General features: G+C 65.8%; 7 protein-coding genes. 2 read left to right on the top strand and 5 right to left on the bottom strand.

Going from position 1 to position 14,390, the window contains the following annotated elements; all coding sequences use genetic code 11:
• The 5 genes from ACSION_RS18625 to ACSION_RS18605 all read right to left on the bottom strand — a co-directional run.
• A partial coding sequence (locus ACSION_RS18625) for an SdrD B-like domain-containing protein (protein WP_435307255.1) occupies nucleotides 1-8,298 on the bottom strand: 8,298 nt, incomplete at its 3' end.
• 442 nt (nucleotides 8,299-8,740) lie between these two features.
• Entirely contained in the window at nucleotides 8,741-9,115 is a 375-nt protein-coding gene (locus tag ACSION_RS18620; RefSeq protein ID WP_435307254.1) for a DUF4440 domain-containing protein, read from the bottom strand.
• A 503-nt stretch (nucleotides 9,116-9,618) separates the two neighbouring features.
• Nucleotides 9,619-9,954, bottom strand: a complete 336-nt coding sequence (locus ACSION_RS18615) for a hypothetical protein (protein ID WP_435307253.1) — start codon at nucleotides 9,952-9,954, stop codon at nucleotides 9,619-9,621.
• Nucleotides 9,955-10,200: 246 nt separating this feature from the next.
• Entirely contained in the window at nucleotides 10,201-11,481 is a 1,281-nt protein-coding gene (locus tag ACSION_RS18610) for a glutamate carboxypeptidase (protein ID WP_435307252.1), read from the bottom strand.
• 42 nt (nucleotides 11,482-11,523) lie between these two features.
• Nucleotides 11,524-12,312, bottom strand: coding sequence for a hypothetical protein (locus tag ACSION_RS18605; RefSeq protein WP_435307251.1), 789 nt, complete (start codon nucleotides 12,310-12,312; stop codon nucleotides 11,524-11,526).
• A 284-nt stretch (nucleotides 12,313-12,596) separates the two neighbouring features.
• On the opposite strand from ACSION_RS18605, the gene ACSION_RS18600 reads away from it, so the two are divergent.
• Entirely contained in the window at nucleotides 12,597-12,794 is a 198-nt protein-coding gene (locus ACSION_RS18600) for a hypothetical protein (protein ID WP_435307250.1), read from the top strand.
• Between the two features lie 541 nt (nucleotides 12,795-13,335).
• Entirely contained in the window at nucleotides 13,336-14,289 is a 954-nt protein-coding gene (locus ACSION_RS18595; RefSeq protein ID WP_435307249.1) for a hypothetical protein, read from the top strand.
• Nucleotides 14,290-14,390 lie beyond the last annotated feature (101 nt).

Raw genomic sequence — 14,390 nt, 5'->3', positions numbered from 1 at the left:
GACCGTCATCGATACCGACGTGCCCTGCACGGTGTAACCGCCCAGCGCGGCGTTCAACACGTGCTGCTCGGGCGAGTAGCCCGCGCAGGTGCCGATCGGCGTCAGGGTGACGCGCGAACCCGGAACCGGCGTACGCGTCGTCGCGTCGTAGACCACGCCGCCCGGATTCAGCGGCAGGCTCTGCTGTGGCAGGTTCGCGCCCGGCGCCAGCACCACCGACAGGTGCGTGCTTCCGCCATCGCTGCTGCGGCACGAGCTCGCGGTGCCATTGGCGATCGCGGTGGCGGCATCGCACGGCGCCGGCGGACCAGCGACCGTTTCGCCGCTCACCGGCAGGCCCCACACCACGCCCGTCGCCGGATCACGGAAGCGGATGCTCAGCGGGATGCCCGGCACCTGGTCGGCGATCGAGTACGAGCCGTCGGCGCCGGTGGTCGTCGTGCCGACGACCTGGCCGCTGCCGTTGACGACTTCGACGACCCACCCGGACAGGCGGCGGTCGCCGCCGTCGATGCGGCCGAAATCGCTGCCCTGGTCGAACCACACCGTGCCCGAGACGGATGCCGACAACTGCACCGGCGTGGGCAAGCGGCAGGCGTTCTGCGTGATCGCCGGATCGCACACCGGCAGGTCGCCGGGGTTGCCTTCGAAGTCGGCGCGCTCGTCCGGGGTCGGCGTGCGGAACTCGTTCTCGCCACCGCCCTCGACGATCACCGCGTTGTTCACCGGCGTACCGGTCGCGGCCGTCGCGGCGACGCGCACCGACGCGATGATCGTGTCGGCCGAGGTCACGCCAGCCCCGATCACCGTGCTGCTCGCGCAGCGGAAGCGGTTGTCGCCAAGCGCGCCCGTGCAGGTCCAGCCCGTGCCCACCGGCGTCGCCGCCAGCGTCAGGCCCGCCGGCAGGCGGTCTTCCACCACGTACTCGCCCGCGCTGGGCTGCTGCCCGATGTTGCGCACGCGCAGCGTGTAGGTCGCGGTGTTGTTGACAGTGAAGATCGCCGGCGTGGCGGTCTTGCTGACCACCAGGTCGGGGGAGTCGCCGATCTCGCCGAAGTTGTTGTCGATCGACTCGCCACCCGGTGGCAGCACGATGCCGCTGATCGCCGACGGCGTGGTCGTCACCGGCGTCGCGGTGCCGACGGCCGTGCCGTCGATGGTGCCGGCGCGGGTGATGCCGTTGAGCGTTTCCGGCGGCTGCGTCGGTTCGGTCACGGTGTACGTGCCCGGGCGCAGGTCGTCGAAGCGGTAACGGCCATCGGCATCGGTGGTGACGGTGACGTTGACCGCCTGGCCCAGGTCGTCGGTGCCGGTCAGCACCACCTGCACGTTCGTGTAGCCACCCTCGCCCGTGTCGATGGCGCCGTTGTTGTTGCCGTCGTTGTAGACGCGGCCGCTGATCGCGCCGGCCGGCACTTCGCCGAAGTCGTTGCCGGTGACGTCCTCGCCCACGCCCAACGTGATGTCGCTGATGACGGACGGGGTGGAAGTCGGCAGCGTCGCGGTGCCACCACCGGTGCCGGCGTTGGTGATGCCGTTGAGCGTGCCCGCGGGCTGCTCGGGCTCGGTGATGGTGTACGTGCCCGGCGGCAGCTCGGTGAAAGCGTAGGTGCCGTCGGGCTGCGTGGTCACTTCGCGCGTGATGGTGTTGCCGGCCAGATCGGTGCCGGTCAGGCGCACGACGACGTTGCCGATGCCCTCTTCCGACGGATCGACAACGCCATCGTTGTCGGTGTCGCGCCACACGCGGCCGCCGATCGAACTGTTGAGCGGGATCTCGCCGAAGTTGTTGCCGATCGAGCTCGCGCCGGGCGTGTTCAGGTCGATCGCGTTGATCGCGCTGGGCACCGTGGTGATCGGGGTGGCAGTGCCGGACGGCGTGCCGCCGATCGTGCCGGCGACGGTCTGGCCGTTGCTGGTACCGGTCGGCTGCGTCGGTTCGGTCACCGTGTAGGTGCCCGGACGCAGTCCTTCGAACGCATAGTCGCCGTTGGCGTCGGTGGTGATGGTGAGCGAGACGCTCGCGCCGGTGTCGTCGGTGCCGGTCAGCGTGATGGTCACGCCATCGATGCCCGTTTCGGCGGCGCCGGATTGCAGGCCGTCGTTGTTCGCGTCGAAGAACACGCGGCCCGACAGTGCCACGCCGAGCGTTTCGCCGAAGTTGTTGTTGATCGATGCGCCACCTGCGGGCAGCACGATGCCTGTCACCGCGCTGGGCACGGTCGCGACCGGCGTGGCGGTGCCGCTGGCGCTGCCGCCGACGGTACCGGCCACGGTGGTGCCGTTGATCGTGGTCAAGCCGCCGACCACGGGCTGGGCCGCCTGTTCGCTGACGGTGTAGGTGCCCGCCAGCAGGTCATCGAAGCGGTAATTGCCGTTGGCGTCGGTGACGATGGCGGTCACCGCATTGCCCAGCGCATCCACGGTACCGGCCGGCAGCGAGACGCTGACGCCGGCGATACCGTTCTCGCCCGCATCGCGCACGCCGTCGTTGTCGGCATCCAGCCACACGCTGCCCGACAGCGCCGCGGCGCGTTCGCCGAAGTCGTTGCCGCTGGAACCGCTCGCCGGCAGGTTGGTGACGGTGATAGTGTTGGTCGGGTTTTCCTGGCCGTTCGCCAGGCCGGTGGGCTGCGTTTCGACGATGCGGTAGTTCTGCCCGGTGATCGCACCGCCATAGCTGTAGCCGCCGTTCGCATCGGTCGTCAGCGTGACCGGCGGCAGGTCGTCCGGCGTGCCGAACAGCCCGTCGGGACCTGCGCCTTCGATCACCACGGTCACGCCAGGAAGACCCGGTTCACCCGCATCCTGGTTGCCGTCATCGTCGCGGTCCAGGTAGACCGTGCCACTGATGATGGCGTTGGCGAGTTCGCCGAACAGGTAGCCGGTGGCCGCCTGGCCCGCGTTGATCGCGATGCCGTCGATGACGTTCGCGGTGGTCGCCGTGCCCGGCGTGGCCGCATTGCCCGGCGTGTGCCGGCCATCGATGTAGCCGGGGGGTTGCGTTTCCGTGATCGTGTAGGTGGTGCCGGCCTGCGGCGGCAACAGATCGCGGAACACGTAGGCGCCGCTCGCATTCGTCTGCACACTGACGTTGATCGGGTTGCCCAGCAGGTCGGTGCCGGTCAGCGTGAGCGTCGCGTTGTAGATCAGATTCTCGCCACCGTCGAAGCTGCCGTTGTCGTTGTTGGCCGCCGTGGTCGAGAAATCCTCGAACACCGCGCCCGCCAGCGAACCCAATGTTTCGCCGAAATCGCGGCCGGACACGCCCGTCGGCGGCAGTGCGGTGACGTCGATGACGTTGGTCGGGTGCTCGGTGCCGTTGCCGTAGCCGTCCGGCTGCGTCTCGGTGACGCGGTAGTTCTGCCCGACCACCAGGCCGGTGAACTGATAGGCACCGGTGGCATCGGTCTGCAGCACCACCGGTGCCGGATCGTCGCCGTTGCCGAAGATGCCGTCGGCGCCCGCGCCGGTCAGCGTGACGGTCACGCCCTGCAGGCCGCCGTTCGGACGCGAGTTCGTCGTGCCGGCGTCGCCCGCATCGAAGTCGCCGTTGCCGTTGCGATCGACGTAGACGCTGCCGCTGATGCCGGCCACGGCGTCTTCGCCGAAGTTGAACACCGTGCCGTCGGTGCCCGCGCCGAGATCGATGGTGCTGATGCGGTCGGTGGTGGCGGCATCGCCGGCCACGCCCGTACCCGGCGTACAGCCGGTGGCGCACGCGGCGCCGCCGATCAGGCCGGCGTTCACCGCGGTCGGACGGTTCTGGTAGGTCCCCGCCGGCAGGACTTCGCGCAGCGTGTAGACGACCAGCGGATCCAGGTTGGGGAAGCTGTACGCGCCGCTCGCGTTGGTCTGCGTGGTGGTGATGACCACGCCGGTCGCTGCGTTGAGCAGTTCGACCGTGGCGTTGGCGATGGCGCCATCGCCGCCGTCGCGCACGTTGTTGAAGTTGCCATCGACGTAGACGAAGCCGGACAGCGTAGGACGGCGGACTTCCGGGAAGTTGTAGCGCACGCCGGCCTGGTTCGCGCCGACGGCGATCGTGCTGATCGTCGAGTTCGGTGCGCCTGCCGCGTAGGTTCCGCCCAGCGATGGCGCGCTGCCGCCGGCGGCCGGCGGATCGATCGGACCGTTGACGTAGCCCGCAGGCTGCGTCTGCGTCAGCGTGTAGCCGGTCGCGTCGGCCGGCGACAGGTTGGCGAAGCTGTAAGCGCCGTTGGCGTCGGTGGTCGTGGTGCGGTTGACTACGTTGCCGTAGGCGTCGGTACCGGTCAGGGTGATGGTCACGCCGCCGATGCCGGGCTCGGTCGCGGTGCCCTGGTGCGTGCCGCCGTTGGCGCCCGCGCGATTGCGATCCTGGAACACCACGCCCGCCAGCGACGAACGGGTGACGAGGATGTCTTCCGTGCTCGTGTTGTTGCCGGTATTGGGGTCCACCTGTTCGGTAGTGATGCTGGTGGTGTTGATCTGCGCCGTGGCACCCGGATACGTCGTCCAGCGCACGGGAATGATCACGCGCACCTTGCCGGTCACCGTCATGTCGCCGAGGCGGCAGGTCAGTGCCAGGCCTGCGGCCGTGCATTGGCCCGTACCGTTGGGCTGCTCATCGCCGCCCGGCAAGGGTCCCTTCTTCTGCCACGTCGCACTGCCGAGGATTTCCAGGCCCGCAGGCAAGGTATCGGTGATCACGGTACCGGTGCCGTTCAACGGACTGGTGCCGCTGCGGTCGCGGGACAGGCTGGCGCCGGGACCGTTGTTCGCGCCTTCGATCACCCAGTAGAACGGCTGGCGCAACGCGACCGTGGTCGCCGGCGATGCCGGCAACGCGACATCGGGATCACTGTTCGGGAGGTCGGTGAACACATGCTTGGTCACGCCTACGTCGGCGCGCGCACGGATCGAGGTCTGCTCGTCGACGCTGTTGTCGGCCGTGTTGAGATCGAGTTCGGCGCCGGCCACGGTGACGTAGTTGCGCGCGGTATCGCCGCTCGCGCCGGGCGGCGTTTCGTAGCGGTACTGCACATAGATGTAGCTGGTCTCATTCACACCGAGGATGCCGGCGGTGTCGCTGGCACCGAAGCCCGCGCCGGGCACGTCGCATTCGATGCTCAATCCCGTGTCGCCCGGCGTCGTGCCGGTGCCGGTGAAGGGGTTGGCCGAGGTGACCGTACAGCCCGCGGCGCTGAAGCCGGAAGACGGACCGCCGATCGGACCCGGCGCGATGCCCATGAAGCGCACCTGGCGCCCGTTGGGCACGCGGTAGGTGTCCTGGATTCGGACATTTGTCGCGACCGACGGGCCCACGTTCCGCACCGAGATGCGGTACGTGATCAGGTTGTTGGCGGGATTCAGGGCGTCGTAGCCCAGCGGATCGACGCCGCCGGTGAATCCGAGGTCGGTCTTGTTGACGATCAGGTCCGCCACGCCCTGCTGGAAGGTCAGCGACGCGGTCTTCTGGTCGTCCCCCACCGAGGTATCGGTGTTGTAGTTGAAGGCGCCGTTGGCATCGCTACCGGTCGCGCCGCCGGTGATGTTGAAGGCTGCGGTGTTGTCGAACTGGCGACCGGTCGGGTTGTTGCCGCTATTGACGTTCGGGCGGATGGTCACCCGCATGTCTTCGCTCTGCCGGTGCGCCATGTTCAGCGCAGGGCAGTCGATCGCCAGTTGCAGCGGCGCACCGGTCGGGTTGGCATACGACATGCCACCGGCCGTGTTGGTGGCGGTCAGGCCGCCCGCCGCCGTCGCGGTGCACGCCACGGTGCCGGGCGTCCGCGTCGCCGAGACCAGCACGAACCCGGCGTCGTTGGCCGGAATCGTGAAGGTGTCGCGGAAGACCACGCCGGGCACGGCCGCGGTGCCTTCGTTGAGATACGACATCACGTACTGGCTGTTCACGCCGGCGCGGCCGACGTTGCCGGTGGTGATGTTCTTGGCGGTCGTGCGGATGTTCGCTTCGCGCTCGATGCGCACCCAGTCGCTGGCCTGATTGTTGGCGCCATTGACCTCGCCCACCGAATCCGCGACGGCCGGATCCACCGCCACGCCGGCGGTGTTGCAGAACGCGCCCGACGCCGGCGCACCCGCGCCGCAGCTGCCCGGGCTCTGGCCGACGCTGTCGAACAGCGGCCGCGAGACGGTGATGACGATATCGGCGAACGCACCCGGATTCAGTCCGGCAGTGTTCGACCGGCAGACGATCGACGCGCCGTTGATGGGACACGTCCAGCCGGCCGGTGCATTGACGGAGATGCCCGTACTGGGCAGACCGTTCGACGCCGGTACGAAGCCGGGCAGCGTGTCGTTGACCACGATGCCGGTGGCGGGGACCGCGTCGGTGATCGCCAGGTTGGTCACGCGCAGCGTGTAGGTGAAGCTGTCGGTGCCAACGGCGATGGTGTTGTCGCCCGCGCCGGGCGCGTTGGTCCACTTCTCGATCTGCAGGTCGACGCGATCGTTGGTGGTGCGCGTGCCATCGCCCGCGCAGTCGTTGGTGGTGTTGCGGTCTTCGTCGATGCTGCCGGTGAGCGGTTCCAGCGAACCACCGGAACCACCGGTGCAGGCGTTGTTCGTCAGGGCGATGTCGGCGGTGCGCGCACGCGTGATGATGCGCAGGTCGGGCGCATCCTGGTTCCGCGCCAGCGGATAGCGCGAGGCATCCAGATCGCAGGTGACCACCTGGGTCGGGCCGCCCGAATTCCAGACGGGCGGTGCCACCGAGCAGCTCCATTCGCCGGCATTGCCGCCGCTGACGTATTCCTCACCCGCGGCCAGCGTGTCCACGACGCGCACGTTGCCGGTGGCCGCGCGCGGGCCGTAGTTGTGCACGGCGATGGTGGACGTCATCCGGCTGTCGCTGTCGTCGCCGGTGCCCGGCCAGATCGCGACCAGTGCGGGGGCCTTGTTCTTCGCCAGGCCCAGGTCGGCGCCGTCGGGCACCACGCTGAAGGTGGTGCTGCCGGTGTTGTTCGTGGACACGGGGTCCGCCGTGTCAGACGCCACGGTGGCCGTGTTGGTCACGTTGCCGCTGCTGTTGGCGCCGTTGGACGGCACCATCGCCTGGATGGTGAAGTTGACGATCGCGCCGACGGCCAGATCGCCGGCATGCGTGCAGCCGCGCACGGTATCGCCTGCCGACGTCGTGCACGTCCAGCCCGCGGGCTGGTTGCCGCCGGTGATGGTGAAGCCAGCGGGCAGGGAATCGGTCCAGCGCGGATTCGTGGCCGCGCTGGGGCCCAAGTTAGTCACCTGGATGTTGAAGGTGATGGGCTCGCCCGCGATCGCCGGCGCTGGATTGGCGCTCTTGCTGATCATCAGGTCCGCTCCGGGGGTCACCGGCGTGGTCACATCCGCCGTGTTGTTGCCCACGTTCGGATCGGGCATCGCGCCGGCGTTGACCACCGCAGCGTTGGTGATGTTGCCGCTGCCGACGTTGACCTTCGCACGGAAGGTGAAGGAGCTGCTGGTGCCGCTGGCGAGCGAACCGGCGTGCGTCGCCGTCATCGTGCCCGCGTTGAAGGTCCAGCCAGGCCCCGCGAAGCTGCCCGCCACCAGGCTGACGCCGGCCGGCAGCGTATCCACGACATTGAAGCCCGCCGAAGCGTCAGGGCCATCGTTGAAGACCTGCAGCGTATAGGTCACTTCACCACCGCCGATGACGGGCGACGGCGTCGCCGACTTCGTCAGCCGCAGATCACCGGACTGCTGCAGGGTGGTGCCCTGGCTCAGGTGGTTGTTGTCGGTGTCGCTGTCGCTGCCATAGAAGGGATGCGTGGGCGGCAACGTGTTGAGCGATTCACCGGCGCCGGGCAGCGTGCCAGAGAAGCCCACTGCGCCATGGATCTGGACGGTGCCGGCCGCCATCCCGGCGGTGTTCATCTGGATGTCGAAGGCGGCCGACGACGCGGCTTGCGTCAAGGTCGGGATGTCGCACCGGATCCGCACAGGCGAACCGCCGAGGCTTGCACAGAACGCGGGCAGCGTGGCGGGCGTGGCGCCCACCGGCAGGTCGAACAACGCAACGGCATCCGACACCGTATCGATGTCGCCGTTCTCCACCACCACGTGATAGACGACCGGGCCGCCGACCGGGGTCGGGTCGTAGCCGGTATCGGACAGGTTGCTGATCTGCAGGTCCGCGCCCCAGGCAGCAGGCGTCAGGCAGCACAGCGCCAGGAAGGCCAGTCGTCGCCAGGACGAGCGCTTCGGTGCCTGCCATTGCAGAACGTGTCGCAGGGGTAATTCAAATTCCGCACATACGCGCGCGGCGACACCTGCCGCCGGGCCAGACTGCTTCATCACTTTGAATTTCCCCTGGTACCGCACCCATCGCGTTCGCGATGCCAGCTTTTCGACCCGGGCCTACGAGGCGCCTGTAGTCGCGAAAAGCAGTGCGTCGATCAACCTTTATGCGTCCGGCAAAGCACAGTCGCATACCCCGACAACGGGGCGCATTGTGTAATTCGAATCACACATGGTCAAGACATCGGTCACAAATGTGATGTGATTCATGTATATGAATACGCGTGTGAGCGGCTTGCGAGACCGACAAGCGTAGGTAAACCCATGAACTTGTGGGGCGACGCGATAGGGCAGGTGCGACGCCGAACCGTCCTCCGCGCCCCATCCGACCCACGAGTAGGTGCGGTCCATCAACCCCACGTGATGCCTCGTGTAGAGGGCACGCTTCGTATCGCGCCCGCCCGCACTGAGTCGATGCGCCGAGCAATTCCAGATCGGATCAGCCGTCGAACGGCGACGACTCGGTAGAGGTGCCTTGGTGGTAGCGCACCTGCCACCCATCAGATCCTTTGACCCAAAGCGAACTGCGTTTTGACGATGCAGAGCGGCCCTTGTGGATCCGCTGGACTGAGTAGGTAACGAGTACCACCGTGGGGGCGAGCGCGTGGGCTCGCATGGAACCGGCGGTGAAGCTCACTCCACTTTCGTGAGGCAGCCGAGCCAGAATCTCAGCCTTGCCAAAGGACTGGCCAGTGGCCCCCACTTCCAGGAAGTCCTCCGCAACAAGCGCAGCCAGTCGCTCCGCGCTAGCCCGTGTTCCCGGCGCGAGCAGCTCCGCCTCCAAGTCCATCACCACACCTTCCATGCTTCTCATGCAGCCACTCCTGAGTGAACCGAGCCCCGAAGGGCTGAGCGTGCTTCGTCGCGGGCGCGCACATCATGGGAAGACATCGTGCCGACGACACGTTCCGATCATGCAAAGCAGACTAAGGACCAGGAAGCTGAGTCCGACGACCAGTACAGCGGCGTCCATCCCGGCCACCATCGCGCCCGCGGTTGAGGTTCCCGCCATCGATCCCCCGTAGAGGCCTTGGGTCATCCAAGCCAGTAGAAAGCCTCCGTTCACCAGCATCCCGATGACGCAGGCCAGCACGCCCCGGTTGCACCAGACCAGGCCCATCGCAAGCAGCGAGAGGGCGGTATTGGGGCCAACTGCCATGCTTCGTGCAGCCGCGCATGCGGATGCCAGGCTTCATTGAACAGATGCGTGTCGCTGATCTCAAGGAAAGGGACGATCAGACCCACGACGGCCAGGCACAGGGTCGCAAGCAGCTTCCCTCCCATCCCCAAAGGCGGTACGTGCGAAGTACTCATGCATCACGGGCGCTGCGCGCTATCGCATCTGAACACGATCATTTCGGATCGTACGCACTTTCCGTCAAGGGCTGTTTTCACCACCGCGTTGCAGTAGGCAACGTGTCCCGTCGGCTTGGGCGTCTTCCCTGCATTCTCGAACAGTTCGCGTATCTCGGATGGCGTCGTCATCGTCGCGATACTGCCATCGTGCGACATGCCGGCCTGTTCCTGCTTGCTGTATAGGTGCAACTGCTGAGCGTTCGCGGCAGCGCAACCCGGGATTGCGACCACTGCGGCCGCATACTTCAGTCGGGTGATCATCGCTCTTGATGTCCCCTGCCCCTTGGCCACCGTCATATCTCGTCCTTCGGCGGAGTTCCAACATCCACGTGCGACATACGGATACCAGGCAAGCATCAAACATTTCTCAAACGGCCGATCTCCTGACGCCGCCCCTGGAGACAGCATCTCATCGGGTCGGCCACAAACCACGTTGGCGGGGCGGCTGCGATGCGTGTACGAAGAATGGCGCTGGCACGCGGGTCGCCGCCGCGAAAGCGTTCGCCCGCACGAATGCGAGCGGCCAGAGGTCGCGCCGTGCGCTCATCGGGTTGATGAAGGAGCACGCTTGCCCAACTCGATCAGCATCCGTGACGCCAGGTACAGGCGCGGCGGGATGGAATCGATCTCGATGTACTCGTTGCGCGCGTGATAGCCCCAACCGGCCAAGCCAAGACCTTCCAACACCGCGGCCTTGCCGGAGCGTCCGGCGAAACCCGCATCGGTACCGCCGTTGGTGGTCGGATGCATCAGCAGTTGCCGGCCGTCGAGTTCGGCATAGATGTCGCGTGCCAGGTCCGCCAATGCACGACCACGTTCGCCGGCGACATAGATGGGTCGCAAAGGCTCCAGGGTTACCGTCGTGGTCGTATCCGGGACCAGCGGGTTTTCCTTCACCTTTGCCTGCAGCGCGGCCAGCAGGTTGTCGTTGCTGTCGGCCTGCATCACGCGTACGTCGCCGCCGGCTTCGGCGCGCTCGGGGATCTGGTTGCGCGCGGTGCCGGCACTGGCCGTGGTCCAGTTGAGTTGCGCGCCGGGCACGCCGGCCGCCACGTCCTTCGTCTGCACTACCCGGTGCGCGAGTTCGACCAGCGCGTTGCGGCCCTGCTCTGGTGCCGCGCCGGCATGTGCGGACAAGCCCTGCACCGTCATCCGCACTTGCGACGTACCGGCCGCACTCAGAAGCACGCCTTCGTGCTCGATCACCGCCTTGGCCGGCGACGGTTCGAACGACAGCACCACGTCGTGCTCCGCCGCCAGCGTGGCGATGGCCTCGCCGGAGCCCGGCGAGCCGATCTCCTCGTCGGGATTGAACAGCACCGTCACCGTCGCGTAATCGTTCCATCCGCGCGCCCTCAGCAGCGCCATGGCATGAAGGATCACCGCGATACCGCCTTTGTCGTCGGCGATGCCGGGACCGTACAGCAGGTTGCCTTTCTGATGGTAGGGCTCCTTCGCCAGCGTGCCGCGGTCGTACACCGTGTCGGCGTGGGCGATCAACATCACCTTCAGCGCGCCATTGCCGGTGAAGACACCGCGCACCAAGTCAGGACCATCGGTGGCCGACGCCACACGATCGACTTTGGCGTCCAGCGCGCGTAGCCGCTGGTCCAGGTAGGTCATCAGCGTGGCGACGCCTTCGTGGTCGGTGGAGCCGGATTCCGTCGTCACGAGCTCTCGCAGCGTGTCGATCACCGCCGGTTGTTCCTTCGTGGCGGCGCTGCGCAGTGCGGCATCGGCCGGCGCAGCGGTCGCCGGCGCTGCGACGCCGGCGGCGCCCATCAGCCACATGGCGGTGCAAAGCGCGGTACGTGCGATCCCCATGGCGTCACTCCTCTGGCCGCAAGCGCGGCGCGGTGATGGCGGTCAGAAACGGTATTCGACGCCCAGGCCGGGACCCTGCATCGTGGTGTCGAAGCGGAAGCCCCCCGACGTCTCGAAGTCGGTCGACAACCGTCGGTAGCCGGCGATCAGCGCGAGGCGCTCGTTGACGTCGTAGCCGACCAGCAGCATGACGTCGGTGGACAGGTCGGATTCGCCCGCACCGGCCAGCACCCAGCCGCCGACGAACACGCCGTTGCCGAATCCGTGCCGCCCCTTCAGGCCCACCTGCGCGTCCACCCAGCGATGCGACTGCTCACCGGCGTATTGCTGCGGAATCGGCGGCGGTGTGGGCACGGGGACGGCGTACGCCATGCGCACGCGTGCAGACCACACACGCACGCCGGCCACCAGATCGAGATGCGTGGCATTGCGCTCGACCAGGCCATAACGCCATGCCACCAGCCCGCTGGTGGTACGCGTCTTCAACCGTACCGGTAATGCAGTACCGGCGATGGGGGCGTACACCGTGGTGGAGAGCTTGGCGAATTGCCCATCCAGCAGCAGGCCGTGCCGACCCTTGCTCGCCTCGAACGCACCCATGGCGCCGGCGTCGAGTTCCTCCAACGACTCGCTGAAACTCTTGGACGTATGCAACGTCACCGGCAGTCGTTCGTGCGCGAACGTGCCGTCAGTCGACGAGCCCCAGACATAGGGTGCCAGGCGGAAGCTCCAACGATCAGCGTTCTCGTCCGAGGTCGCTCTCGACTGGGCCCAGGCGCAAGAGGTGATGAACAGCCCGAAGAACGCAACAACACGTGGGAACGCTGTCATGCGAGTGCTCCTTCAGCGAGGCCGTATCGAGAGCCGACGCGACAAGGCGGGAAGGCTCCCGGCACATGTGGCCGGCCGATCCTAAGACGGGAGAAGCAGACGTGCAACTCGGACCAGAGACCGTAACCCACGGGCCACAGAGCCCGTTCCAGCAGTTGCGACAGCCGGACCGAGCCGTGTTAGCGCCGACTAACGGCGAGCGCGTACAGCAACGTGGGCATGGCGTGAGGATCTCTGAGAGCGCGCGTACGTCCGGCGTTTCGTTGAATCCGCAAACACCGCCCTTGCGTACCGCACCTGCCTACGGTGCGACCGAAACCGATGTCATCCGGGCCACCATCGAGATTCCCGACGCCGCGATCACGATTCCGAATGCGCCGTTCTGCGAGAAGGACCGGGCGCTGAGCAGCGCGCTAGAGGCCGGTTTGCATATGCCTTTCACCGGGCGCTTCAGCATGAGGTTCACCGCAGGCGTGAACTAAATCGAGGATCTCTCCGACGACGAGTCCGCGATCGCCGGGCCGGACCTGGCGGCGATCAGTACCAGCCGCCGCGTATCCGTGCCGCTGTCCATCACCGGCCGCTGGGACTTCCGAGCAACTATTGCCTTTTTTTCATGGCAAGTTGAAAGAATGTTCCAACGTATGCCGCCGGTAACACCCACCTAAGTGATTGAAGCAATTGGTGGCCCACCATCAACCGAATAACCGCGCTAAGTTATTGATATAGATGCACTACAACGCAAACGCAACCGCAGAACGACTCACAATCTGACTCACTTTTTGATTGACTGAAGCCGGACAACATTGGACGACATAAGCCGCGGATCGAGCGCAAGCGTGATTCCGTCGACCGTCAGCTGCCAATCTGAGAAGCGGACAGAATGCGTCCTGCCGTTGCTGCCCCCTCCCCGCCGCAGCTGTAAGGACGATACGCAACCGCAGGAAGACCTCCCGCGATCGAGACCGATCCCTGCTGCAATTGACCATACTTCGTTTCACGAGTTCGCAAGGCAAAAATTTGATGGTGGACACAAAGAGCAAAGAAGGCATTTCCTTCCAGGACAGCTTGACCAGCGGCGAGCCGCTTACACATTTCTTTTACGAGTGGCAAGGCGAGCGTGCAGTAGAGCCTTTGTTGCTGATTGAAAATGGGGTCACGCTCTGGCACGAGCACATCTATACCGACGAGGCCTACGACAATAGCTATCTTTGGGATCTCGCCAAGGAAATCGTCGAGGATCATGGGGACACTCCGATGTACTCTTGGGCGGAATGGGTGCGGTACCAAATTACGACCGGAGCCTTCATCCCTGCACAGTGGGATAGCCGCAAAGCCTACCCGTACAAAGGACTCTTGATTTCGGCGATCTACTTCCAAGAGGCAAGACGGCTCTGTGCACAAGGAAACCCGGAAAGGGCATGGCACCTCATTGCGCTTGCCTATTACCACTTGGGTCTGAACACTGGCCTGTCGACGCGTCAGAACACGTCGCGAGCAGCAAAAGTAATGCACGCCGCGAGGACAGAAAAAGTGAGAGCTCTGGTTCTCGGCGCGCTGGACAAGGTTAGGAGAGATGGATCAGCGCGCAGCATGGAAAGCGCGAAGGATCAAGTCGTCGAACTGATGCGCGAGAAGCACGACCAGATAAAGCACTGGTTGAACGAGTTCGATACCTTGGTGCCCGAAAAGACCAAAGGCCGGACTGTGGCCAAACAGAAGAATGACGTCTTCGTTCGCATACGGAACATGCTCGACAACTGGTCCCTACCGAGCGGGCCTTATCCCGATATTGCGGAGGCGTTTTCGCACTTCAGCAAGCGAAAGCGCACGCCACCGCATGCGGAAGCCTTCAATCCTAGGGCCACGAGTGAGAACGTACCGATCGACGAGTCAGATTTCTATCTCAGACTCATCAATTTCTGGGACGACGGGACTGTCTTGACCGTGAAGGTTTCGAGGAACGAGGACGCATAGATACCAACACGAGCAAGCGCCCAAAGGGCGGCAGTTGGGCCCATCCACCGATTCCCCCTCTGCATGCAGACCCTCGTGCCCGAATAGCTGGACCAGACAAG

Origin of the sequence: Pseudoxanthomonas sp. LjRoot125 (assembly GCF_964252705.1) — a bacterium.
In the GTDB taxonomy this organism is placed as follows: domain Bacteria; phylum Pseudomonadota; class Gammaproteobacteria; order Xanthomonadales; family Xanthomonadaceae; genus Pseudoxanthomonas_A.
This window is presented reverse-complemented; position numbering and strand designations above follow the sequence as displayed.